Here is a 24,709-nt window from a genome sequence, read left to right on the forward strand (position 1 = left end):
AAGACTGCGTTGTGGCTTTGCAACTTTGTAGTGTCAATTAAAGAGAAGTATATGTTATTACTTTAAATGATACAAACCTGTTTACAAACTTTTGAATCACTTATTTAAAAATTACCAATCAATGAATATTTTAACAGAAGAAACAATTGTCCAAGAAGATTTGCAAGTCTTGGGCGTACAATCAGAAGAAGCTTTAGCTAAGTTTTCAAGAGTAGCTAGTGGCTTAATCAATCATGGCGTATATCCAAAAGCACAAGTGCTATTGATGTTTGCCCAAATGATAGAATCACCCAAGAAATTTTCGTTTTCTAAAAATAAGCTGACCAACCTAGCACTATATACTAAACACCTAAAGGAAATAGGTCAGGAAATCATATTGAGTGATTACGGTAAATCATTAATAGAAGCAGAGAATGCTAAACCTAAATTTGAATTGACTAAAATAGGTCGTCAAGCCAATGTAGATATTGATTTGAGGGAAGAAACATTGGCATATAAAATTTATGGTGCTGCTCAAATTGAGCAAGGTGCATTAGACCAAATGCAAACTGCCATGAAATTACCTATTTCGGTAGCAGGGGCTTTAATGCCTGATGCCCATCAAGGGTATGGTTTGCCTATTGGTGGAGTATTGGCGACAACTGCCAACACCATTATTCCTTATGCAGTCGGCGTTGATATTGCCTGTAGAATGTGTATGAGTATTTTTGATTTGCCAGCCAATATGATTCAAAAAGAAGATAAATTGTTAAAAAAAGCATTGACTGAAAACACATTCTTTGGCATGGGGGCTGAATCAGGAAAGAAATTTGACGACTCACTTTTTGACCGTTCGGAGTGGGGAGCAATCAAAATCACCCGTGATTTAAAGGATAAAGCCTATCGACAATTGGGCACTTCCGGAACAGGAAATCATTTTGTTGAATGGGGAGTTTTAGAGATTTTGGCAGAAGATGATTTAATGAATCTGCCTAAAGGTTCGTACTTAACCTTACTTTCACATTCTGGTTCACGTGGCTTAGGAGGGAATATTGCCAATCATTATTCAAAAATAGCCATGAATAAAACTCGGTTACCTAAAGAAGCCAAGCATTTGGCTTGGTTGGATATGAATACCGACGAAGGACAGGAATATTGGTTGGCAATGAATTTAGCAGGAGATTACGCCTCGGCAAATCACCATGAAATTCATGATAAAATTGCGAGAGCCATGAATCAAACGCCTTTAAAACGAATTGAAAACCACCATAATTTTGCTTGGAAGGAACAACTAGGAGATGGTACTGAGGTGATGGTTCATAGAAAAGGAGCAACGCCAGCAGGAGCTAACGACTTAGGGATTATTCCTGCTTCGATGACACAGCCAGGGTTTGTAATTCGTGGCAAAGGCATTGATGCAGGCATTAATTCGGCTGCACACGGTGCAGGAAGAAGAATGTCGCGTACCAAAGCTTTGGGCATGATTACCAAAAGCGATTTAAGAGAAGCCCTTGATAAAGCAGGTGTACAACTGATTGGAGCAGATTTAGATGAAGCTCCACAAGCTTATAAAGACATCAATAAAGTAATGGCATCGCAGGAAGAATTAGTACATGTATTAGCCAGATTTTCTCCTAAAATTGTAAGAATGGCAGATGGGAGAGAGAAAGCTGAGGATTAATAAAACGCTTGGTAGGATATTCTTATCAAGCGTTTTATTTTAAGGAAGTACTATCAAGACAAATACAATCAACTGAAATTTAGGTGCTTATAAATTGCACAAAATAAAAATTGACCTATTTTTGCTAATTACTTATTTTAGCGACGAAAACGTAAACATTCGTCAATACCACCATTACCTGCTATTTTAAACGACCCCAATAATGATAGAACGTAGACAATTCAAAGGAACTTCCAAATTCTTAATATTTCAAAATCTCATTGAAATGGAGCTTAAAGAAATTGAAGAATATATTAAAGAGATATCAAGCGACTTAAAAGCAAAACAGGAAAAGCTTGACAAAGATTATGAGGAAGCAAATAAGGAAGTTGAAGAAGATCCAGAGTATGACATTCATTCATTCTTTGAAGAAGACATTCATAAATATTTCAAAGTATTTCCCATTTACACGTACAACCCCTTATTGCTAACTCTTTATGGACAGTTTGAGAATTGGTTAAAAAAACTTTGCGACCTTGATAGCCGTAAAGGATTTTCAAAGGTGAAAGTAAAAGATTTAGCAGGGAATAACTATATTGAAAAAAGCAGACGGTATTTAGAATTTGTAGCCGAAATTAATTTAGATGATACAAAATCAGATTGGGAAAAAATTACTCAAATACAAAAAATAAGAAACTGTATTGCTCACAATGATTCTAACATTGTAAAGGACAAATCTATTTCAATTGAGAAACAGGAACTTTATAAAATAATCTTAAATGACAACAGACTTGAGTTCAACAAAATCAAAGGAGATTTTTATATAAAAGAACCTGAATATCTTCTTTACACAATTGAATTAATAAAAAAATATCTCATAACAGTCATTGATAAAATAAAAGCAAAAAAAGTTATTGCAAGAAATATGTCATTGCCATATGACAATACAACGTGGGGACAAGAGAAAGCAGAAACTCTTTTAATACAAGTAATCTCAGCATTAAACCAGCTTGACAAAAATGAGACACGACCTGAAGAATATAAAGACATGGATTTAAAAGGTAATTTGAGAGGAACATTTGAAAGTATGACTTTTAACATAACGAAGTTGTATTCTTTTTTCGCAAATGGAAAATGGGAAGTAGTTGACCAAAAATACATTGTTGATGAACGTGAAAAGGGACTTGACAAAATCAAAATTCTTTATGACATCAAGTGACAAAAACAGCAACTAACATTGTGGGTTTTATGCAAGTTGGGCAGACGAAATAACAATGAGCATTCAACACGAGCCTAAACAACACACAAATTATCAAAGCTATGTTTCTATATCAAAAAGATATATTTTGTTTTATCGAAGAAAGAAAAAGTTTCACTTGAACGAACAGACGCTCTTTTTAATTTGAGTTGTAGCAGAGCCTACGACTAGTTATAACGTTTCAAAATAAGTATTTTTAGTATAAATATTTTTGCTAATGAGGAAGTGTTTATGAATTTTAAAACAACTTGGAAATGAATCGTAGAAACTTTATAAAAACAACAACATTGGCAGTACCAGCACTTCCTCTGCCCTTACTCAAAGAACAATCGACAAATCTAAATCCCCCTGTGAGAAAACTTTTCGCTTATGGTGGAGACTTTGATAGAGGATTTATAAAATATGTTGCTTCATTGACAGGGAAGGGCAATCCAAAAGTTTGCTTTCTTCCGACAGCAACGGGCGACGCTGCTGGATATGTTATGCGATGGTTTGAAGTTTGTGCTGGTTTACCAATATTGCCATTTGTTCAACGCTCATTTATCTCGTCATATAATCAAAAGCAATCCTTCGAGGAGATTTTTACAAGTATGGATGCCATTTTAGTAGGAGGAGGCAACACGCTGAATATGATGGCAATTTGGAAAGCTCAAGGTATGGACATTGCTTTACGGAAAGCATATGAGAACGGTGTTCTGTTGGGTGGGGGTAGTGCAGGTTCACTTTGTTGGTTCGAGCAAGGAACTACTGATTCTCGTCCTGGCAAATTAACTACTGTTGAGGGATTAGGTCTTATTAGCGGGAGTCATAGTCCACACTATGACGGAGAAGGCGAACGAAAGCCACTTTATATGTCTAAGATAAAAAGTGGTGAATACAAAGCTGGTTATGCTTGTGATGACAAAGCTGGAATCTATTTCGAGAATGAAAAAGTCAAACAGGTTGTTTCTCTTGACCAAAAAAGTAATGCGTATTTTGTGAGTTTGGCAGGAGGAGAAGTTAAAGAAACTGTATTTCAAAAAATTGTGTTACCACCAGCTTGGCCTTAGAAAGAATTCAGGATAATGCGGATACTAGTTTAAATTTGAGTTGTAGGAGAGTATACGACTAGTTATAGAATTTAATTTCAAACGTAAATATTGTAAATTAATTTTAAATAAATACGCTATGTTAATCAATGCTAATGCTATAAAATGCGGGATATTATTTTTATTGCTTTTCTCATTGCAATCAAAAGCTCAAAGTGTTAAACTGTTCAATCACATTTCAAATGAAGTATACACACTACACTCCAAAGTATTAAATCAAGACAGGCAATTCTATATTCATGTTCCAGCACAGGATTCAACAAAGCCTAAGAAGGCTTTGCCTGTGTTATATTTATTGGATGGAGAAAACCATTTTCATATACTTTCCTCATATATTGATTACCTAAGCCATTATGAAATATTTCCTCAAATAATAGTGGTAGGCATTATTAATATTGACAGAAAAAAAGACCTTACCCCTTCTCATAGTATAAAGACTTACGATGGAAAGGAGGACACTACCCTAAAACCAAGTGGCGGTAATGAGCAATTTCTTCAATTTATAGAAACTGAATTAATGCCTTATATTGAAATAAATTACAAAACGACATCATATAAAATATTGGCGGGGCATTCTTTCGGGGGCATTGCAACCATAAATTGTATGCTCACACATCCTGATATGTTTAATGCGTATATAGCCGTAAGTCCATCGTTTTGGTGGGACAACAATTATATGCTAAAACTTACAGAAGCTAAATTGGCAAAATTGTCATCTCTAAAAAAGCGTTTTTTTTACAGTGACGGAAACGAAGGAACTTTCTTTCATACCGATTTATTAAAATTTGATAGTTTGATTACAAATAGAAAACTGAAAGGACTAGAATATATGTATAAAAACTACCCCGAAGAAACCCACATGACAGAACCAATAGTTGCGTACTTTGATGCATTAAGGTTTATTTTACGAGATTAGAAAGACGCTTTGGAAAAACATGAAATGAAGAGAGGTAACTAAAAATTGCCCCAACAGGCAGTTGGGCAGCCTAGTACTAGTGATAGATATTGGCACAAAGAACCTCTTTTTTGTCGCTTTTAGACCTTGTTTATTTAGTGTTAAAGCTTAGGTTTGTATATAAAGAATTTAACATAAAAATCATGGCACTCATCAATCCCCACATTAACTTCAACGGAAATGCCGAAGAAGCATTTAATTTTTACAAATCAGTATTTGGTGGAGAATTCGCAAAGATTGTGCGTTTCAAAGACCTTGCTAGTCCTGAATTTACAGTCCCAGAAAATGAAGCAAACAAAATAATGCACATTGCTCTGCCGATTGGTAAAAACGTTCTAATGGCTAATGATGTCCCCGAAATTATGGGACGAACAAACGAAAATGAAAACAGAAGTAAAATTTCAATCAGTGCAGAAAGCAAAGAAGAAGCCGACAAATTATTTAACGGACTTTCAGCAGGTGGACAAATTGAAATGCCTATTGCCGACAGTCCTTGGGGTTCATACTTTGGTATGTTTAGAGACAAATATGGAATAGAATGGATGGTAGATTTTGACCCAAATTATAAAGGACAGATTTAACTGAAGAAAAACAAGCGAATGCCTAATAACCTAACAAAAGATTTGCTGCAAGGCTGGAAGGAGGAATGAAGATCGGCTGTTGTACTACTCCGCATCAACAAATGTAGTGAAAATCACTACATTTGTTGATGCAAAACTTTATCAGTCATTGTAAAATACCAATCTAAAAATTTATAGGAAATGGAAAATATACCAACCTTATATGAATGGGCGGGTGATATGGAAACCTTTGAGACCTTGTTTGCGAAATTTTATGATAAAGTTTTAAAGGACGACTTACTCAGCGAAGTTTTTAAAAATATGTCATCAGAACATGTCAAACACGTTTCTCATTTTGTTGCAGAAGTTTTTGGTGGAGACAAATTATACACAACTGAGGACGGTGGAAGCCATGCTGAAATGATTGGAAAACATATAGGCAAAATGCTTACAGAAAATAAACGCCAACGTTGGGTTCAACTTCTGTTGCAAACGGCTGATGAAGTTGGACTAAAAAGTGACCCTGAATTTCGATCTGCTTTCGTGGGTTACATTGAATGGGGAACGAGACTCGCAGTCATCAATTCTCAATTGACCAATAATCCATTAGACACAAGCGAACCAATGCCTAAATGGGGGTGGGGAGAAACAGGCGGGCCATATAACCCAAATAATAATTAAATAAAAGCAAAATACCACGATTTGCTAAGATTATAGTGGCAAAAGGGTAGCCTCACGTGTACATAAAATAAATTCAGTTTTAACTGAATGAAATATTACGAATTACAGCTTTTCTACTAATTCAGAAAGATAAGTAGAAGAGTTGATAAATAGGATTTTTATCTCTCGTTAGATTGCCCTTCGGAATGAATCTAACACTGTGAATGCAGTCGGAGACTGCACATTATTTATGTTATAGGTCTGTCTAAAGATGTGGAACAGCAAGGTGCTCTTTTTAATTTGAATCGTAGGAGAGCCTACGACTAGTTATAGACTATGTTATACGACTGCTAAGTATCGGAAAATAACAACTCGAAAGATTAATTTAAACCAATATTTATCTTATGGAAAAGTTACAATTCAAAATAAGCATTAATGCTCCTGTGACCAAGATATATGATTTTATGCTTGGTATTAACAACAAATCAACTTATGAGGAATGGACTTCTTCGTTTAACCCGACATCTACCTATGAAGGAAGTTGGGACAAAGGAAATAAAATGCTATTTATTGGAGTAGATGATAAAGGAGAAAAGGGAGGTATGGTTTCCAAGATAGCTGAAAACATTCCCAACCAATTTGTATCAATTCAACATTATGGTCTTTTACAAGCTGACAAGGAAATTACAGAAGGACCAGAAGTGGAAAAATGGGCAAACGGATTTGAAAACTACACCTTCGAAGAAAACGATGGAACTACAACCGTAACTGTTGACTTAGACACAACAGAAGATTTTGTAGGTTATATGAATGAGACCTACCCTAAAGCACTCGAAAAGTTGAAGGAACTTTGTGAAAAATAGCATTAACGACTTATTACTCATGGCATGACTCTAATTCTAAGTCATGCCATGAGTTGTAAAGAAATCTATAATCAATCCAGCACCTTCAAATTCACCCCTTTTTCACCTTTCAAACTCCAAATACAATTTACTGCCAGAAATATGCTAATTTTGTGATTATATTTTTACATTATAGTCATGACAGTACAACAAAACGATATAGAAATCCTTTCTCCAACACAACCACTTCCAACAATGGAGGCCTTTTATACGCTTCAGGGCGAAGGGTTTCACCAAGGGAGGGCAGCATATTTTATCCGTCTGGGCGGATGCGATGTGGGTTGTCATTGGTGCGATGTGAAAGAATCTTGGGATATTAATGCTCATCCAAAATTAAGTATCAACCAAATTGTTGAAGAAGCCTCCGCTCATGCTGGTCGTTTGGCGGTAATTACGGGCGGAGAACCTTTAATGCACAATTTAGATGAATTGACTGATGCTTTGCATCAAGCAGGTTTTGAAACTAATATAGAAACATCAGGTGTTTGCCAACAAGTAACGGGCGCTTGGGATTGGATTTGTTTTTCTCCTAAAAAATTTAAAGCTCCTAATCCTGAAATTTATCCGAAAGCACACGAATTGAAAGTAATTATTTTCAATCAATCAGACTTTGAATGGGCGGAGAGCTTTGCTGCGCTAGTTTCTCCAACATGTATGCTTTATCTTCAACCAGAATGGAGCAGAATGGAACAAATGCTTCCACAGATTATTGAATACATTAAGAACAATCCGAAATGGAGAATTTCGTTACAAGTACATAAATTTATGGATATTCCTTAGTGAGTACTTGGTTAATAGCGCATAACAATTGACTAGTTTCTTACTAAATTGTAAAACAAATTCTTTTGCGCTATTAAACTTGCCATACATGAGAAGTATATTGTTATTCGTTATCTTGATTACTTGTATTTTCCAGTCTAAAGGTCAGAATACACTTTCTTCGACTAATAAAAAAGCAGTTGATGCCTATCAAAAAGGCTTAAATGCATTACAAAATAGGGATATCGAGACGGCTTTTAATGAATTTGAAGAAGCCATCGAAAAAGATAATTTGTTTGCAGAACCCTATTTCCATTTAGGCAAACTGTACGAACAAAACAGGCAGTTTGGCAATGCTATTTTACATTACGAAAAGGCTATCAATGCCCAAGAGAAAACCAGCGTCAGTGAAATTGCTTCGCAACAAGTAGGAATGCTGTATTTAAAAAAAGGCGAATATCAAAAAGCCTTTGTCTATCTTGAAAAAGGACTTCCTGCTGTTTCTCCGTCTAACAAAAAACGTTATTTAGCACGACTTGAAAGTTGTAAGTTTGCCATCAAAGCGATTGAAAATCCTTTGAAGATTTCTCCGATAGAACTTTCCAAAACAGTTAATCGTTTTGAATCCCAATATTTTCCAGTACTCTCTGCCGACCGTGAAACACTCATTTTTACTGGTCAAGAAGAAAAAGATGAAAATTTGTACCAATCAATTTTCAAAGACAGTACTTGGTCAGTTCCTACATCCATTTCTGATAAAATAAATACGCTTCAAAACGAGGGTACAGCGTCGATTTCGGCTGATGGAAGGATTTTAGTCTTCACCTCTTGCGGAGGGCGAAAAGGCTACGGAAGTTGCGATTTGTTTATTTCTTATAAGCAAGGGGATGATTGGTCACCTCCTCAAAATTTAGGTACTAATATCAATTCTGGTGAATGGGAGTCTCAACCATCTTTATCGGCTGATGGACGCACGCTTTATTTTGTGTCTGATAGAAAGGGAAGTATTGGCAAACGTGATATTTGGGTTAGTCAATTAGATTCCACTAATAACTGGGCAAAAGCAGTGAATCTTGGCAATACTATCAATACGATAGAGGACGACTTGTCTCCCTTTATCCATGCCAATGGCAAAACGTTGTTTTTCTCCTCAGAAGGCCATGTTGGCTTGGGAGGATTAGATTTATTTTTCTCTGAAAATCAGGGAGCAAAATGGAGTATTCCAGAGAACTTAGGATTTCCATTGAATACCCATGAAGACCAAGTAGCTTTATTTATTACATCAGATAGTAAAAAAGCCTATTATTCTTTAGAGCAAAATCAAGATAATAAATATCGTAGGGCTAAAATTGTCGAAATCACCCTCCCTGAAAGTCTGCAAGCTAGGTTTAAACCTACTTTTTTCTTGAAAGGAATCGTGTCAGATGCCAAAACTCAGCAAACCTTAGCCGCAGATATTGAATTGGTATCATTAAAAGACAAGCAAAAAATGGGCTTATTTACCTCAGATAATAAAACGGGTAATTATACTTTTGTACTTACCGCCGGAACAGAATATGCTATTTTCGTCAATAAAAAAGGCTATTTTTTTAAAAGTATTAATGTAGATTTATCCCAACAAATCGGCACAGATAAGGTGCTGAATATCTCGCTTGAACCTATTCAAAAGAATGCGAAAGAAATCCTAAACAATATCTTTTTTGATACGGGCAAATGGGAATTGCACCCAGAGTCGATGGTAGAATTGGATAAACTGATTATTTTGCTGAATGAAAATAAAGAATTACCCATAGAGGTTTCTGGACATACTGATGATGTTGGAAAAGATACTGAAAACTTGGTGCTTTCTCAAAAAAGAGCTAATGCCGTCAGAACATATCTTATTCAAAAAGGGATTAACTCTACCATAATTAAAGCGGAGGGCTATGGAAAAAACAAGCCACTTTTACCTAATACTTCTGCTGATAATAGAAAGCTAAATCGAAGAATTGAAATTAAGTTTTTGTAAACCATGAATATCAAAGAGGCTATCCCTGAACGCTTTTCAAGAGAAATATTTACGAAAATTATAGACTGGATTGATGGAAAACCAGAAAGGTTTGATGAGTTGATGGCAGTCTTTTTTGAAGGAGATAGCAGAAAGAATCAACATGCTGCCAATATCATGTCGGATTGCATTCATCGCTGGCCTTTTCTGATTACGCCCTATATCGAAAAGATGCTATTGAATCTAAAGCAAGACAATTTACACGATGCCATCAAACGCAATACTGTTAGGGTTTTACAAGATATTACTATTCCGGAAGAACTGCATGGATTGGCTGTTGATACTTGTTTCAAATACCTAAGTAATCATGACGAAGCCATTGCTATCAGGGTATTCTCTATGACTATTCTATTTAATTTAAGCAACCTATATCCTGAACTAAAAGCGGAATTGAAATTTCTGATAGAAGAACAATTACCCTACCAGTCTCCCGCCTTTAAAAACCGAGCGAATAAGATTTTAAAAGTATTATAAGAGGTATATTATTTATTTTATACCTCCCAAACAGTTGCTCCCGTAACCAATTCCAAACCATTCTGGTTAACCATTTTGTGTATAAAACCTTCTGTTCCTCGCTGACTTTGGGTAATGATTTTATCGCCAAAGAGACTCTCATTCTTAAAGATAATCTCAAAGGTTTTCAGCACGCCATCGTTTAATACATTGGTAGGTACGCTTTCCATGAGCCATTCAACATATCGATTGTTATTAGCGTGTTGGTTTGAATCAATATCATGCCAACGAATATCAAATAGCCTTTGAGTATCAACACAAGTTAAGGGCAAAATTTTTCCAGAAACCTTTTGTACAGGTTTTTCGCTAGCGCAAATAGGAGTGATGGCACGCATCCAGTCGGGTACAGATGTAATTCTGCGACGTGCAATGTCAATCAAGCCAAATAGTGCATTGGCACGAATAATCTCTATGCCATTGGCGTCATATACTTTAAAATCACGGTAATAAAAGTATTTATCAATTTCTTGTACATACGTTTTTACAGTAACCGTTTCGTCATAAGAGGGGAGTTTGTCAATCCAGATTTTTAAGCGCGACAATACCCAAGTAATATTATGCTGAGCAGTCAGTTCGGGGGCTGATACGTTAGCATCTACTGAATGTCGCCAAGCCATTTCTTGGAAAAGTCCGTTCAATGCAGGAATAGTAAGATTGCTGTGAGCATCTACTTCGGTGATTCTAATGCGATATGATTCTGTAATAAACTCCAATTTTCAAAGTGGTTAATTCGGTTGTAAGTAAAGTAATCAATACAATTTAAGCAAGGTTTTTTTTGTAGTAAACAACTGATAACTAGTAGTTTGACATGCTACTGCGACGGCGGGCCGTTCTCCAATCACTACTTAAAAAAGAAAAAACTTCCAGAAAACAGTTCTATAAACCGTTTTTCTGGAAGTTTCTATAATTAATTGATAAATGCTGTAAAAATTACTGGAAATGTAACTAAGCAAAATAACATTAAATTTAATTTCCAGTTTTTTGTTCTTTCAAGAATTTCTGTCTAGAAATCCCCTCAGAAGGTGCATCTTCGTATGCTTTTTTATACTCAGTCTTTTTTAAATCTCCGTTTTTGATAGACTTGATAAAGTTTGCCCACGCAAAAGGATTAGTCAAAGACATTAAAGGACTTTGAACAAAGCTTCTATTGGCTGCGGCGTAGGTCATTTGGTCTGAGAAATTCTTGAAATTCCCTGCTCCGCTCAAGCCTGCTCTTAATGCTAATACATTCAATTTAGATTGTTCAAGGTTTTTGGCTAACGCTCTTCTTCCTGCTTCATTATCTAACTTCATGTCTAGAAAAGCCTTCTTAAATTCATCCTCAGTACCGTATGGATAAATTTTCACTTCCGCCAACATTCTTGACTCTTCAGTCATGAAAATAGTAGCTACTTGAGTTTGTTCGTTGGTTCTAGGAATGATATAATACTTCTTTTTATAACCTACATAAGTAAATACCACACTATCGCCAGGATATACATACAATGAAAAATTACCAAAATCGTCTGTCAAAGTACCTCTCCCAGATTGTGGGTTGAAAACATAAGCATTAGGCAAAAAATCAGAACTACGGTCAGCAACAACTCTACCCGAGAAAATCACGGTTTTATCCTGTCCTTGTCCAAAGCTTGTGTATTGAGATAGACAAATAAGTAAAGTAACAATTAATATGTATTTAAATCTTAGTAACATCGTTTCACTTTCAGATGATGAATTTTTATGTAAACTTACTCAATATAACGCTTTCAAATGAAAATCTTGTGTGGCTTTAACAGTTTTTAACGTTTGATAAGTTTAGTAGAATTCAGACTAAGTTTAGGTAAATAGCTTTAAAAAAGTAATGATAAACGGAATAGAAAGCAATAAACCATCGAATCTATCCAAGAAACCGCCATGCCCTGGAATGGTCGAAGCTGAATCTTTTATTTTAATACTTCTTTTGAATAATGATTCTACTAAATCTCCATAAGTACCCGCTACTACGATAATAGCACCACAACCAAACCACTGCCAAGGCAAAAGGTCAGTAAAGTATTTTGAAAGAATAAAAGAAACCAACATCGACGCCAGAAATCCTCCTACACTTCCTTCCCATGATTTTTTGGGTGATACTCTTTCAAATAACTTCGTTTTCCCAAATTTTGTTCCAGCAAAATATGCACCAGTGTCGCTTGCCCATAACAAAAATAAGCAACCTAAAGGACGTTGCCAACTAAAATTTGTACTATTTAAAAATGCTAAAATGATAATAAGTGCAAAAGGCAAGGCAACATAAATAACACCGAGAAAAGTATAAGCGATATTTTTAAATGGTTTTTCGTCTTGTGCCTTATAAAGTTTGATAAAAAATATCAACGCCATCAAAGGCGAAAGAATATAATAATTAGCTTCGTGAATAATCCCCTTTTCGATTAAAAAAGTAACTGACACCAAGATGAAACCACAAAAGGTACCATAGTAGGTGAGTGGCTCGTCGCCATCGAGGCCTAATAATTTATAAAATTCAAGCTGTGCTAAAATAGCAATAATAGCAAAAAGCCCAAAGAAAGTCCAATCGCTAAAAACAATGCAAAATATCAAAAAAGGAACAGCCACAACGGCTGCAATTACCCTTTGTTTTAGATTTGACATTCCTTGTAGTTTTTCATTCATATTGATTATTTTTTATTAATAGTTTATGCAATTTCTTTACTTTCTTCAAAACCGCCCTCGTTTTCTAATAAGAATTTTGCCAAAACGGCATCTTTTAAGTGAACATATACTTCACAACGCCCGAAATGATATGAACTGTCTCTTTTACTGATAACCACAGTATTTATTTGATGTTCATCTTCTAAATAAACTTTGGCAAGCTCTGCTCTAAATGGATTTGTAGACTCGTAAATTTTCTTCCAATCTGTCATAAATAGCATTGTTATCAGTTCAAAAAAATCCTTTGTAATCAATCTTCGTTTCTATAAATGCTATTAAGCCAGAACCAACGAAGTAAAATGACGGTAAATAAACCAGAAATCAACGCCATTCCTACGGGTACCGTTTTGGTTTGTTCAATATCCGTGTTTGTTACTTTCATTTGATACAAATATGCCATCAATAAAGTAAAGCCATTGTTCACAAAATGGGCAAACATAGAAAGCCACAGATTTTGGGTCCAATAATACAAATATCCAAACATAGCACCTAATAACATCCTAGGAATAAAGCCATAAAATTGGAAATGAATAAAACTAAACCAGAAAGCAGCAAACCAAATGGCTGCATGATGGTTTTTAAAGGCTTTTAAGGCTAAGTTTTGTAACACCCCTCTAAATAATAGCTCCTCGCTTACGCCTGCCAATACTGCTACTACTAGCAAGGCTAAAACAAACTGTGCAGGATTTTTAAAGGTTGTAAGGAATTTGGTCAGTTCTCCTGTTGATTTTTCAGCATTTTCCATCCACTCTTCTAATCCCTTTAATGAAGCAGGCAATTGTAGCTTTTGGTTGAGTTCTATAATCAAGGCATCAAAAGGCATAAACCCTATAACTAATACCATCGTAATGAGCAATACATTTAAAATAGTAGGTTGGAAACTTAAAGATTGAATGCTTTGTTTCTCAAAAACGTACCAATACATCAACGATGCACCAATAAATGGCAGTGGTGTAGAAAACACCTGAAGTAGCATGATACCTAGGTAAGTATTAGGGTAGTCGTTGAGATGTTGTTGAAAAGTGATTGCTTTTTCAAACGGAGCACCAGTTACTAATGAAAAGGCAAAAAGCCCTATGGTAGAACCTACAAACATCATAATTAATGTCAATCCAATTAAAATCATTAGCTTGGCAATAAACGGACGGTCAGTTTGTGGGTTAAAAGTATCGAATTCTGTCATAATGGTTGTAAATTTACGTAAAAATTAGCAGTCAACAATTATAGCAAACAGAGTAAAACACAGTTTGAATTAATATTCATGAATAGGATGTGAAAAAACATTCAAGAATAATTGAAAAAGAACAATGGTCAAGATTAAAAACATAGAATTAGGCGAGTTTCCTTTATTGCTTGCTCCGATGGAAGACGTTTCCGATCCTCCGTTTCGTGCAGTGTGTAAAGCCAATGGTGCTGATTTGATGTACACTGAATTTATTTCTTCTGAAGGACTCATCCGTGATGCAGCCAAATCCATTCAGAAATTAGATATTTTTGAATACGAACGCCCAATAGGGATTCAGCTTTTTGGTTCAGACATAGAAACGATGCGTAACTGTGGGGAAATAGCCACTAAAGCTGGTCCTGATTTGATAGACATTAATTACGGTTGCCCTGTCAAGCAAGTAGCTTGTCGTGGAGCAGGTGCGGCATTATTGCAAGATATTCCAAAAATGGTATTGATGACCAAGGCAGTAGTAGAATCAACACATTTGCCCGTTACTGTAAAAACACGTTTGGGTTGGGATGATTCCACTAGAAATATAGAAGACGTAGCAGAACGTTTGCAAGATATTGGCATCGAAGCCCTGACTATTCATGGAAGAACAAGGGTACAAATGTACAAAGGAGATGCAGACTGGCGATTGATTGCCAAGGTTAGAGAAAACCCAAGAATCAGGATTCCTATTTTTGGAAATGGTGACATAGATTCACCTGAAAAAGCCTTAGAATACAGAAATCGTTATGGTGTAGATGGAATCATGATTGGCAGGGCTTCCATTGGATATCCGTGGATATTTAATGAAATAAAGCATTTTTTCAAAACAGGAGAGCATTTGGCTCCACCAACGGTGAATGATAGAATAAATGTTTGTAAGCAACACCTAGATTTTAGTATTCGCTGGAAAGGCGAACATACAGGTATTGTAGAAATGAGAAGACATTACGCCAATTACTTCAAAGGCTTGTCGCATTTCAAAGACTTTAGGATGAGATTAGTTACTTCCATGAATTATGAAGAGATTCTGAGTATTCTGAATGAAGTAGCCATATTTTATAGTGAGGAAGAACTCCTTGTTAGGTAAGAGTTGTAAGTGATGAGTTATGAGCAATCAGCCGATACGATTTTAAGGTATTAATGTAAATGCTTTAATTGACACAACGACATCATTTGCTTTACAGAGACTACTTAAAACCCTATCAATTACCCACATCTTTTAAAAAGTTGAAATGGAAATGTTATTATTGATTAAATTAGCTTAAATGTACATAAATAGTCTTTAAAACCAAGCGTTGAAGGCCTCATCCCTAGCGAGGGACTTAAGTCCCTCGCTAGGGATAAGAGATTGATTATTAGTTATTTATATGCTTGTGAGTAATCAGTAGACTTAAAGCCCCAAAAAATAGCGAAGTAAATCTTTTCATTTACTTCGCTATTTTTTTAATAATTCAATCAATGCCCAATAAACTTCCCTAATTTTCGACTAAAATCTTTTTATGAAAACAACCCTTACTACTTCAACAACAATACCTACAAAACTTCAAAATCCTTTACTCGTTTGGGGCTTATTGGCTCTTTTAGCTGGCATTTGGGGGAGTTCGTTTATCCTCGTTAAAAAAAGCTTGACCGTCTTTGACCCTGCGCAGGTTGGTTCAATCCGTATTTTTTCAGCTTTTTGTTTCTTCCTCCCTTTCTTTGTCATCAATATCAAAAAGATTCCTCTTAACAAAGCAGTCTATTTTCTATTGGCAGGTTTATTAGGCAATCTTCTTCCTGCTTATTTGTTTTCGTTTGCAGGGTCAAAATTAGATAGCGGTGTTTCAGGAGCTTTAAATTCTACTACGCCTTTGTTTACGTTGATTGTGGGAGCACTTTTTTTTAGTAACAAAATCACTCAGCGTCAAGGTATCGGCATTGTCCTTGGTTTTGTAGGGGCTTTATTACTGATATTGGCTGGTGCTACTGGCTTTCATGTTAATAGCTATGCCTTTTTCGTTATTGCCGCTACCTTGCTGTATGGTATTAATCTGAACATTACTAAAAAATACCTGACGGGGCTAGGCATAGATTCTTTCTTAATCACCTCAAGTATTTTTATGACTATTGGGCCTGTAGCAGCAGGAGTGTTGTTCTCAACTGACTTTGTGGCTAAACTACAACAGCCTAATGCGCTACAAGCTTTAATCTTTGCCATGTTATTAGGCGTTCTGGGCTCTGCCATTGCAATGGTACTTTTTAATCGTTTAATTCAAATGACGAGTGCCGTACTAGCAAGCTCTGTTACTTACCTGATTCCAATTGTAGCTATCCTATGGGGGGTACTTGATGGCGAAGCGATAATATTTCAGCATTATTTAGGTATGAGTATCATCCTTATTGGTGTATATTTGGTGAACAAATCTAATTAAACATCCATGTTGAAAGCCACCGTAAATCAGCAAACATTTAACATTGTATCAGATAATACAGGTACAACCATTGATGAACAACCACTAGATTGGGATATTGTTGAAATCAGGAATAATCATTTTCATATCCTATACAACAATCGTTCGTATAATGCGGAGGTATTAGAGGCCGATTATCAAACAAAATCGTTCTTGATTAAAATGAATAATCGTCAGTATGTGGTCAATGTAAAAGACCGCTTTGATATTTTATTAGAACAATTGGGTATGTCTGAGGCCGCTTCTACCAAAGTTAACGATTTAAAAGCCCCAATGCCGGGACTAATCGTATCCCTATTAGTGCAAATAGGCGATAGTATTAAGAAGGGCGATTCTTTGCTGATTTTAGAGGCAATGAAAATGGAAAATGTGTTGAAAGCTACGGGTGAGGGTATTATTAAGAACATTAAAGTGAGTAATAAACAAAATGTGGAAAAAAACCAAGTTTTAATTGAATTTGAATAAGTCTCCATCGTGAAACCGACAATTTTCCACGCCAAATAAAAAAAAAGTATATCTTTGCCTCCGAAAAAACCTTAAATCATGGACAAACCGAAGTATAAACGAATTCTTCTCAAGCTATCGGGCGAAGCCCTCAGTTCAGATGGTGAAGTAATTGACCCATCAATTTTAGAGCAATACGCTCTTGAAATTAAGAAAGTAAAAGAATTAGGTGTTGAAATTGCCATCGTTATTGGCGGAGGAAATATCTTCCGTGGCGCAGCAGCTGCCAAAGCAGGTATTGATCGTGTTCAGGGAGATTATATGGGAATGCTTGCCACTGTCATCAACGGTATGGCTATTCAGGGTTCTTTAGAAAAACACGGGATGTACACTCGTTTACAAACCGCTATCAAAATGGATGCTGTTTGCGAACCATTTATCCGTCGTAGAGCGATGCGCCATTTAGAAAAAGGTCGTATTGTAATTTTCGGAGCAGGAACAGGAAACCCATATTTTACGACAGACTCAACAGCGGCATTACGTGCTATTGAGATTGAAGCGGATGTAGTATTAAAAGGTACCAGAGTAGATGGCGTTTATACTGCCGACCCTGAAAAAGACCCTACTGCTACGCGTTATACCCACCTTTCGTTTGCAGAAGCTATCAGCAAAGGTTTGAAAATCATGGATACTACGGCATTTACGTTATGCCAAGAAAACAAAGTTCCTATCATTGTATTTGATATGAATAAAAACAACAATTTAGTAGATTTAGCAAAAGGAGAAGAAGTAGGAACTTTAATTAGTTAATGATATGGGTTGACCGATGATGAATTTATAGTAACATCGAAACCTTGTAATCAGCATATAAAATCCGAAATCATATATTAAGCAATGGAAGAAATAGAATTTTACATTGATGCAGCCAAAGAAACGATGGATGGAGCTTTAAAGCACTTAGCGATTGAGCTTTCAAAAATTCGTGCTGGTAAGGCAAGCCCTTCAATGTTAGATGGTATTCAAGTAGATTATTATGGCATGATGACCCCTTTAACAGGTGCGGCATCTATCAATACACCCGATGCTCGTACAATCGTTGTAAAACCTTTTGAAAAGAAAATGATTGCTGAATGCGAAAAAGCAATTCGTAATTCAAATATTGGTTTAGCACCGATGAACGATGGAGAAATTATTCGTTTGAATATTCCACCACTTACCGAAGAGCGTCGTCGTGAATTAGTAAAAAGAGTAAAAGCTGAAATTGAAACAGCTAAAATTAATGTGAGAAACGTTCGTCAAGATGCGAACAGTTCTATTAAAAAATTAAAAAATGAAGGCGTTTCAGAAGATGCTGTAAAAGCTGGCGAAGAACGTATTCAGAAAATCACAGATAGCTATATTGTTAAAGTAGAGGCTGTTTTTGCTGATAAAGAAAGAGATATTATGTCAGTGTAAGTTTTGAGTTTTGAGTGAAGAGTTTTGAATGCTGAATGATAAATTTTAGTATTTAAAACTCTTTATTTATGGGTGTTTTCTTATAATCATTGATGCTCTACCAACTTCAATGTGAATATTTTGAATACTACCATCTGTTAACCTAATTTCTCCAACAGTGGTTTTGCCATCTTTATAACCTTTAAAGTCTCCCCAATTCCAAGAATTAACTTTGCCAACGGTAGTTTCTCGTATTTGTCCATCTAAGGCTAGCTACACAGATATTTTTTATTGAAGAATCATTTCTCATTTTTAATGTCGAAGTAGATTACTCATCGTGATATGATAGGTTGTTTTTACCAAGGCGAGCGTCTTCATACGCAACTTAATGCTATTAATTTTATCCATCAATTAATAGTTTTTTTACGTCAAAGTTCGACATTGTTAATGTGAAAATATGATTTCTGTCGTGGTCTGATTCAAAAGCAATTGTCCAAACTATTGGTTTGTTTTCGCATATTGGGAGTTGCATATAAACTGGTTCAAATTCTTTTTGAAAGTCATCTATTTTAAAACCCTCTTTCCAATTTCCAAATTCGTCTTCGATTAAAGGTAAAATTGCTTTTGTAATTATTGAATAATTGTCTTCAATACTTTTGAAAAAGTCAATTTGTTTTTGTGTCGGTCCAGTTAGATTTCCATCTATTCCAATTTCTATTATTTTGTCAGAAGGATTAAAATGTCGTCTACATTCAAAATAACTTTTAAATGATTCTTTTTTGTCTTCTATATATAGCATTGTACCAAAGAATTCATTTTGCAATTTGGTCGATTTTCCGAAGATAAAGTCTAAAAGTCCCATTGGTTTGTATTGATTTTATTATTGGTGCTAACTAACGGTCTTAATAAAATAGAAATCATAATGAAATTGCTCGTTGGAATACGAGCAATGGCATAGAATATTTATGAAATATTAAATTGTTATTTTTCACAAAGTTCTTTCAACTTATCGAGTGCTTTTGGGTAGCTCTCGTTCATATAATCTACAAAATCTTCTGCTGTATCTAAGTCGACAGTTACGGTTGTGGTCCCATTTTTTCTTCGAAGGTGTAGTTTTCAAATCCGTTTGCCCATTTTTCCACTTCTGGTCCTTCTGTAATTTCCTTGTCAGCTTGTAAAAGACCATAATGTTGAATTGATACAAATTGGTTGGTAATGTTAAACCATACCTCCCTTTTCTCCTTTCTCATCTACTCCAATAAATAGCATTTTATTTCCTTTGTCCCAACTTCCTTCATAGGTAGATGTCGGGTTAAACAAAGAAGTCCATTCTTCACTAAGTTGATTTATTGTTAGTACCAAGCATAAAATCATATACCTTGGTCACAGGTGCATTGATGCTTATTTTGAATTGTAATTTTCCATAATGTAAATATTGGTTTAAATAAACCTTTTGTTGTTATGCTGCGTTATAGTTAGCAGTTTATTAACGTAGCTAGCCTATTAATGCTAAAAGGTTTGCATTCGTGCATGGACTCTTTCTGTGTTACATATTTAAGGTTTTGGGCTTCTAAAATAGTAGTCTGATAAAGCTCTGACAATCGCTTTTGGATTAGCTTCGTCTGTATTCGTCATAATAATGATTGTCAAATTGTCATTTACAAACCGGGCATAATGTGAACGAAAACCAACATTAGCACCACCATGCTCAATCACCTCGTGTCCCTTATATTCATCAATTGTCCACCCAAAGCCATAATATGCTTTTGAGTTGGGGTCGTCTATTGTTTTTATAACAGGTTGCCATAACAGTTCCCAATTCTCTTTTTTCAGGATGCTATTTTTTTCTCTCAACACCTTCTCCCATAAAATCATATCAGAGCTGGTGGAAAGAAAACCACCGCTTGGTCTTACTGCATACATTGCATCAGCATTTACCAAAACTCCATTTTTGTGCATATAACCATTGGCACGATGAGGAATAATAGGATAAAAATCTGTCATACCGCTGTTTTTCATGCCAGCAGGAATAAAGAGTTTTTCTTGTATATAATCCTGCCAAGGCATACCGCTTACTTGTTTGATGATTTCTGCCAACATATAATATCCAAGATTACAATATTGGTATTTTTCACCAGTCTGAAAATCAAGCGGTAAGGCGTAAGCTGATTTGATAATCACAAGATCGGGTTGGATAATTGAATTATTATAAGCAGGGCCTTCTCTTTTTAGTCCCGATGTATGTGACATCAAGTGTTTCAAACGTATTGGCCTCCATGTTTCAGGAGCATCAGGGAAAAATTTGTGAACATCATCTTCAATGCTTAGTTTTCCTTCCTCCTGTAATTTCAAAATGGCCGTAGTAAAAAACTGTTTACTTACAGAGCCGAGCCGAATGACAGTTTCAGCTGTTACAGGTGCATTGTGTTCTACGTTTGCTAAACCATATCCCTTATTCACTTGGGGTTGCCCATTTTTAATCACTGCAAGGGAAAGTCCAACAATTTTTTGCTCGTTCATTATTTTCTGAACAATTAAATCAGTGCTGTCTATCTGCCCATAAGATACTACACTAATTAAAAGGAAAAAGGTAATCATTTTACTTTTCATGAACTGTATTTTAGAGATTAAATGTAATGAACGGGTGATATGGGTTCGCTCAGTCTCAGTCGTGAGTACGATGATTTTTCAATTGATTGTCGAATTATCTAAATGTTTTTCGTATATCTTGTTTGCCATTTAGTATGAAGAGTTTAAATTTCAGTATTCAAAACTCTTTTTTATGATTATGGGTGTTTTACTAATCGGTGCGTTGCTGACGCAAATATTGTTGGTGAACAACCACCAACAACGTCGGAAAAAACCCCATATTGATTGTAGTACTTTCTCATGGTTTTAGTTCCAAATATGTGAAACCATGTCAAACAGAAGTTTGTGGCGTTCTTCTAATTCCATTTGTCCAAATTCATTCATTGGTCGGAAATTCAACATGTATTTATTTATCATGTCCGTAAAGTCAAGTTTAGATTTGTAGCTGTCCTCTCGTAAAGTTTCGTTCCAATAAAGAGTGTTGGCGTATGACTTTAATTTTTTTTTGTATGTTTCGTTGTTACTTGAAATATTGTCCTTGCCTTTCAAAAGAAGTAAACCGCCAAGTCTGTTTCTTTCGCTTTTAAATTTCTCTTCGTCACCTCCAAATAAATTTAGGTTTTCTTCATTGTCTGCAAGAATATGTTCAATGTGAAAGCCATTTACTGTTCCTGTATTTTGGACAAGGTCATAAAGAGAATGTTTAACATTCAGTTTTGTGTTGTCTGCAATAAATTTTTCAATCCTTGCAAAGAAGTATCTTTTAAATCGTTTGTCTAACTCAATTCCTGTTTCCTTAAAGAATCCATAAGATAAAGGAGCAGTTGCCTCAACACCTCTTGTTTCTGTTAAAAGCTCAAGCAATGTTTTGTCAAATGCTGGTCGGATAACTGAAATGTCTTTATTGCGAATTACTGCACTTAGTCTGTAAATAGAAACAGCAAAAGCATTACTGCTATAACTCCTTTGTAATTGAAGCAGGCAAAACAATCTATCAACTTCATAAGCAATGGTCTTAATTTTTTCATCTTCTTGGGGGTCATTCAATTGACAAGATGAAAGGATAAGAAGAAATTGCATATCCATTTCAGTTAAGCCATTGAAATAAACGTGAACAAAATCTGTATTCAATGAATTGTTTTTATAATACTTATAAATTTTAGAGTATAGATTTGTATAGTATTTGAAATCATTTAGCAAAAATATTTTTACTTCTGTTGCATTGTGGTCAAGGTTAAGTTTGTTGTCGGAAAAAATTGCTCTGTGATACTCTTTGTCGTATCGTCTTCCTTCTCCAATGGAGTCTGTAAATTTTGCTTTTAAAAAGTAAATAAAGAATTGGTCAATCTCATCTTCTTTGAAAGCATTAATTTTTGAAACTTGTCCCTCCCAAAGTTCATTAAGTTTAAGTCCTTCTAATTCTTCTTTTGAAATTTGCCCAAGAAGTTTTCCTTTCAAAATTTCATACGGTTTTAACTTAACACCTCTGTCGTTGATTACTTCAAAAACCATTGGAACATCTGTCTGTTCAACATTCAGATTTATTAAAACAAGTCGGTGCATGAAATAAAAAATGAAACTTTCTAATCTTGTGTTATCTGAAAGTTCATAGTCAAGCCTTGATGAAACTACGGAATAATTGCTCACCATATTTTCGGCTGTTAATCCTGTTGATGTATCAATTTTGTCAGATGGTGTTCCGTCAAACAAACCCTTCATAGAAAGTTTGTGTGCTTCATGATTCATCCAAAAATCCGTTTTATAACCTGAAAGCCCAACGATTTTATTTCCAACCCAACCTTCTAACTGTGAATTGAAATGTTTTGCAAGATGCTTTAGTTTAATAAGTATTAAAGTCAAAGTTGTTAAACGCTGTTGTCCGTCCACTATGTAAAGTTTTCCATCAACATTATTAGTTACATATGTATTCAAGTAGTACCATGAATATTTGCTGATAATCTGGTCTAATGGTAAACTCAAGTCTTTAAACTTTTTGTATTCCTCATTGAACTTGTAAAATACATCATCAAGCAAACGCTTTACAGGTTCACCTGTCCACTTGTATTGTCTTTGGTAAAAGTCAATGTAGTAAGTCGTGTTTGAGAAAAGTTTGTCAATGTTTTGTTTGTCTGGTTGTACGTCCATAAAATCTATTAATCTTTTTTAATTTTGCTTTTGAAAGTTGTCACACCACATTACGCCCAAATCGTAATTATATGCATTTTGCGTTATTTCTAAAAATAAGTAATTGATACAAATAAACAAATTATTATTTTTTATACTTTATACGTGAGTTGTTTCCTGTTAATTATACTTGTTGTTTGGGTAATTTTGTATTGTTTGTGTTTTTAACAATACGAAATACAAAAACGATGTCAAAGTATTCCTAGAAAGTATCTCTTCTAGGTAGAAGTAGAATATGAGTACTTCATTTAATGAAATACCATTTTAATCTTTGAACATGCATGAGCTTTTAGATAATTCATCACTCACAATTCACTAACTCATCACTAAAAACTACAACTTATACCCCCTCATTTCCTCCATTCCCTGTTCATAACCTAACAAAATCATTCTTTTGATATCATCACTATTAAATGCTTGAATATCGATATTCAAATGGTGTTGAGGGCGAATGATTTTTAATTTTATTCTGGATTGTCCAGCTAAAATACCAAATTGACTCGGTGAGCCATCGCCTGGTAAACACTCATTTCTAAACTCTGCCCAATCTAAGTCGGCATTCAAACATTCATTTACAGCAATATCCATTACTCTGTCAACCAACGCTAAAAGATTGCCATAAGGGAAATATCCTCCGTCAATATTACGCGTATGACAGGCTACGCAAATAATTTCAGTACCGCCGTCTTGAATAGCTTTTTTAACAGGAGCTACATCACGCATACCTCCATCCAGAAAAGCCATATTATTTTGTCCACCAATATTAACTACGGGCATCAAAATAGGAATAGCAGAGGATGCCATGATATAATCTAAGAAATGATCATAAGAGGGATTGGCGTAAACCATATTGCCATTAATAATGTCCACAGCACCAACTTTTAGTTGCACTGGACTAGCATTAAGGTTTCGCATAGAAATGTTATTATTCAAAATTTCTCTTAAAGGTGTTGTATCCAACAAACCTTCAAAATTCCTGCGAATAGCGCTTAAACCTAACTCATAAGTACCTCTTCTGAGTGATAAACATTCAGGGGCGTAGATGTTGTCTACCCAAAAATCGCATAAATCCTTTGATGATTGACTTAGGTTAATATAGCCATCATTTTCAATACTTTGTCTGCCAAAACTGTTAATCAGATAAGACGCATTCATACTGCCTGCTGAAACACCATAAATGGCATCTGGCGAAAACCCTGTTTCAAAAATTGCTTTAACAACCCCTGCCTGATACGCACCTTTTACCGACCCACCCGCCAAAACTAAAATTTTACTCATAATTAAATATTGATTTTTAATACTCCAGTCAAGGTTTGG

The 24,709-nt window shown here is 35.2% G+C and carries 25 protein-coding genes; 15 read left to right on the plus strand and 10 right to left on the minus strand.

Annotation, left to right across the window (positions count from 1 at the left end; translation table 11 throughout):
* The first annotated feature begins 121 nt into the window (after nucleotides 1–121).
* The 10 genes from AC07N0_RS09245 to AC07N0_RS09290 all read left to right on the plus strand — a co-directional run bounded on the left by AC07N0_RS09245 (nucleotide 122) and on the right by AC07N0_RS09290 (nucleotide 10,342).
* Nucleotides 122–1,660: an RtcB family protein gene (locus AC07N0_RS09245; RefSeq protein ID WP_494588948.1), complete on the plus strand. Its 1,539-nt coding sequence runs from the start codon at nucleotides 122–124 to the stop codon at nucleotides 1,658–1,660.
* A gap of 202 nt (nucleotides 1,661–1,862) precedes the next feature.
* A complete protein-coding gene (locus tag AC07N0_RS09250; protein WP_494588949.1) occupies nucleotides 1,863–2,858 on the plus strand; it encodes a hypothetical protein in 996 nt (331 codons plus the stop codon).
* A gap of 293 nt (nucleotides 2,859–3,151) precedes the next feature.
* Nucleotides 3,152–3,946 carry a Type 1 glutamine amidotransferase-like domain-containing protein gene (locus tag AC07N0_RS09255; protein WP_494588950.1) on the plus strand — a complete coding sequence of 265 codons (795 nt, stop codon included), beginning with the start codon at nucleotides 3,152–3,154 and terminating at the stop codon, nucleotides 3,944–3,946.
* 118 nt (nucleotides 3,947–4,064) lie between these two features.
* Nucleotides 4,065–4,901 (plus strand): alpha/beta hydrolase, encoded by an 837-nt coding sequence (locus tag AC07N0_RS09260; RefSeq protein WP_494588951.1) that lies wholly within the window; start codon nucleotides 4,065–4,067, stop codon nucleotides 4,899–4,901.
* A 182-nt stretch (nucleotides 4,902–5,083) separates the two neighbouring features.
* Nucleotides 5,084–5,521, plus strand: a complete 438-nt coding sequence (locus tag AC07N0_RS09265) for a VOC family protein (protein WP_494588952.1) — start codon at nucleotides 5,084–5,086, stop codon at nucleotides 5,519–5,521.
* Nucleotides 5,522–5,701: 180 nt separating this feature from the next.
* Nucleotides 5,702–6,181, plus strand: a complete 480-nt coding sequence (locus tag AC07N0_RS09270; RefSeq protein WP_492802445.1) for a group II truncated hemoglobin — start codon at nucleotides 5,702–5,704, stop codon at nucleotides 6,179–6,181.
* A gap of 383 nt (nucleotides 6,182–6,564) precedes the next feature.
* Nucleotides 6,565–7,023, plus strand: a complete 459-nt coding sequence (locus AC07N0_RS09275) for an SRPBCC domain-containing protein (RefSeq protein ID WP_494588953.1) — start codon at nucleotides 6,565–6,567, stop codon at nucleotides 7,021–7,023.
* Between the two features lie 177 nt (nucleotides 7,024–7,200).
* Nucleotides 7,201–7,842: a 7-carboxy-7-deazaguanine synthase QueE gene (locus AC07N0_RS09280; RefSeq protein WP_494588954.1), complete on the plus strand. Its 642-nt coding sequence runs from the start codon at nucleotides 7,201–7,203 to the stop codon at nucleotides 7,840–7,842.
* A gap of 88 nt (nucleotides 7,843–7,930) precedes the next feature.
* Nucleotides 7,931–9,829 carry an OmpA family protein gene (locus AC07N0_RS09285; protein ID WP_494588955.1) on the plus strand — a complete coding sequence of 633 codons (1,899 nt, stop codon included), beginning with the start codon at nucleotides 7,931–7,933 and terminating at the stop codon, nucleotides 9,827–9,829.
* 3 nt (nucleotides 9,830–9,832) lie between these two features.
* Complete coding sequence (locus AC07N0_RS09290) at nucleotides 9,833–10,342, plus strand: HEAT-like fold family protein (RefSeq protein WP_494588956.1); 510 nt, start codon at nucleotides 9,833–9,835, stop codon at nucleotides 10,340–10,342.
* 17 nt (nucleotides 10,343–10,359) lie between these two features.
* Here AC07N0_RS09290 and AC07N0_RS09295 read toward each other — a convergent pair whose 3' ends face one another.
* From AC07N0_RS09295 to AC07N0_RS09315, 5 genes are all read right to left on the minus strand, one after another.
* Nucleotides 10,360–11,094 (minus strand): acyl-[acyl-carrier-protein] thioesterase, encoded by a 735-nt coding sequence (locus AC07N0_RS09295; RefSeq protein WP_494588957.1) that lies wholly within the window; start codon nucleotides 11,092–11,094, stop codon nucleotides 10,360–10,362.
* A 253-nt stretch (nucleotides 11,095–11,347) separates the two neighbouring features.
* Nucleotides 11,348–12,073 carry a carboxypeptidase-like regulatory domain-containing protein gene (locus AC07N0_RS09300; RefSeq protein WP_492802454.1) on the minus strand — a complete coding sequence of 242 codons (726 nt, stop codon included), beginning with the start codon at nucleotides 12,071–12,073 and terminating at the stop codon, nucleotides 11,348–11,350.
* Nucleotides 12,074–12,196: 123 nt separating this feature from the next.
* A complete protein-coding gene (locus tag AC07N0_RS09305) occupies nucleotides 12,197–13,033 on the minus strand; it encodes a phosphatidate cytidylyltransferase (RefSeq protein ID WP_492802455.1) in 837 nt (278 codons plus the stop codon).
* Between the two features lie 23 nt (nucleotides 13,034–13,056).
* Nucleotides 13,057–13,284, minus strand: a complete 228-nt coding sequence (locus AC07N0_RS09310; RefSeq protein WP_309912103.1) for a putative signal transducing protein — start codon at nucleotides 13,282–13,284, stop codon at nucleotides 13,057–13,059.
* A gap of 38 nt (nucleotides 13,285–13,322) precedes the next feature.
* Nucleotides 13,323–14,255, minus strand: a complete 933-nt coding sequence (locus tag AC07N0_RS09315) for a CPBP family intramembrane glutamic endopeptidase (RefSeq protein WP_494588958.1) — start codon at nucleotides 14,253–14,255, stop codon at nucleotides 13,323–13,325.
* Nucleotides 14,256–14,379: 124 nt separating this feature from the next.
* On the opposite strand from AC07N0_RS09315, the gene dusB reads away from it, so the two are divergent.
* The 5 genes from dusB to frr all read left to right on the plus strand — a co-directional run bounded on the left by dusB (nucleotide 14,380) and on the right by frr (nucleotide 18,640).
* Nucleotides 14,380–15,378 carry a tRNA dihydrouridine synthase DusB gene (dusB, locus tag AC07N0_RS09320; protein WP_494588959.1) on the plus strand — a complete coding sequence of 333 codons (999 nt, stop codon included), beginning with the start codon at nucleotides 14,380–14,382 and terminating at the stop codon, nucleotides 15,376–15,378.
* Nucleotides 15,379–15,790: 412 nt separating this feature from the next.
* On the plus strand, nucleotides 15,791–16,702 hold the full coding sequence (locus AC07N0_RS09325) for a DMT family transporter (protein WP_494588960.1): 912 nt from the start codon (nucleotides 15,791–15,793) through the stop codon (nucleotides 16,700–16,702).
* 6 nt (nucleotides 16,703–16,708) lie between these two features.
* Nucleotides 16,709–17,206, plus strand: coding sequence for an acyl-CoA carboxylase biotin carboxyl carrier protein subunit (locus AC07N0_RS09330; protein WP_494588961.1), 498 nt, complete (start codon nucleotides 16,709–16,711; stop codon nucleotides 17,204–17,206).
* 78 nt (nucleotides 17,207–17,284) lie between these two features.
* Complete coding sequence (gene pyrH / locus AC07N0_RS09335; protein ID WP_492802464.1) at nucleotides 17,285–17,995, plus strand: UMP kinase; 711 nt, start codon at nucleotides 17,285–17,287, stop codon at nucleotides 17,993–17,995.
* Between the two features lie 84 nt (nucleotides 17,996–18,079).
* Nucleotides 18,080–18,640 carry a ribosome recycling factor gene (frr, locus tag AC07N0_RS09340; protein ID WP_494588962.1) on the plus strand — a complete coding sequence of 187 codons (561 nt, stop codon included), beginning with the start codon at nucleotides 18,080–18,082 and terminating at the stop codon, nucleotides 18,638–18,640.
* Nucleotides 18,641–19,019: 379 nt separating this feature from the next.
* Here frr and AC07N0_RS09345 read toward each other — a convergent pair whose 3' ends face one another.
* The 5 genes from AC07N0_RS09345 to AC07N0_RS09365 all read right to left on the minus strand — a co-directional run bounded on the left by AC07N0_RS09345 (nucleotide 19,020) and on the right by AC07N0_RS09365 (nucleotide 24,670).
* Nucleotides 19,020–19,481, minus strand: a complete 462-nt coding sequence (locus AC07N0_RS09345) for a hypothetical protein (RefSeq protein ID WP_494588963.1) — start codon at nucleotides 19,479–19,481, stop codon at nucleotides 19,020–19,022.
* Nucleotides 19,482–19,695: 214 nt separating this feature from the next.
* Nucleotides 19,696–19,869 carry a hypothetical protein gene (locus AC07N0_RS09350; protein WP_494588964.1) on the minus strand — a complete coding sequence of 58 codons (174 nt, stop codon included), beginning with the start codon at nucleotides 19,867–19,869 and terminating at the stop codon, nucleotides 19,696–19,698.
* A 304-nt stretch (nucleotides 19,870–20,173) separates the two neighbouring features.
* Nucleotides 20,174–21,229, minus strand: coding sequence for a serine hydrolase domain-containing protein (locus AC07N0_RS09355; RefSeq protein WP_494588965.1), 1,056 nt, complete (start codon nucleotides 21,227–21,229; stop codon nucleotides 20,174–20,176).
* Nucleotides 21,230–21,514: 285 nt separating this feature from the next.
* The gene (locus AC07N0_RS09360; protein WP_494588966.1) at nucleotides 21,515–23,353 is read right to left on the minus strand and encodes a DUF262 domain-containing protein; all 1,839 of its coding nucleotides are present in this window, start codon (nucleotides 23,351–23,353) and stop codon (nucleotides 21,515–21,517) included.
* Nucleotides 23,354–23,725: 372 nt separating this feature from the next.
* Complete coding sequence (locus AC07N0_RS09365; protein ID WP_494588967.1) at nucleotides 23,726–24,670, minus strand: patatin-like phospholipase family protein; 945 nt, start codon at nucleotides 24,668–24,670, stop codon at nucleotides 23,726–23,728.
* Nucleotides 24,671–24,709: the final 39 nt, after the last annotated feature.

The sequence above is a fragment of the Arcicella sp. GW821-FHT09D11 genome, from assembly GCF_059416265.1.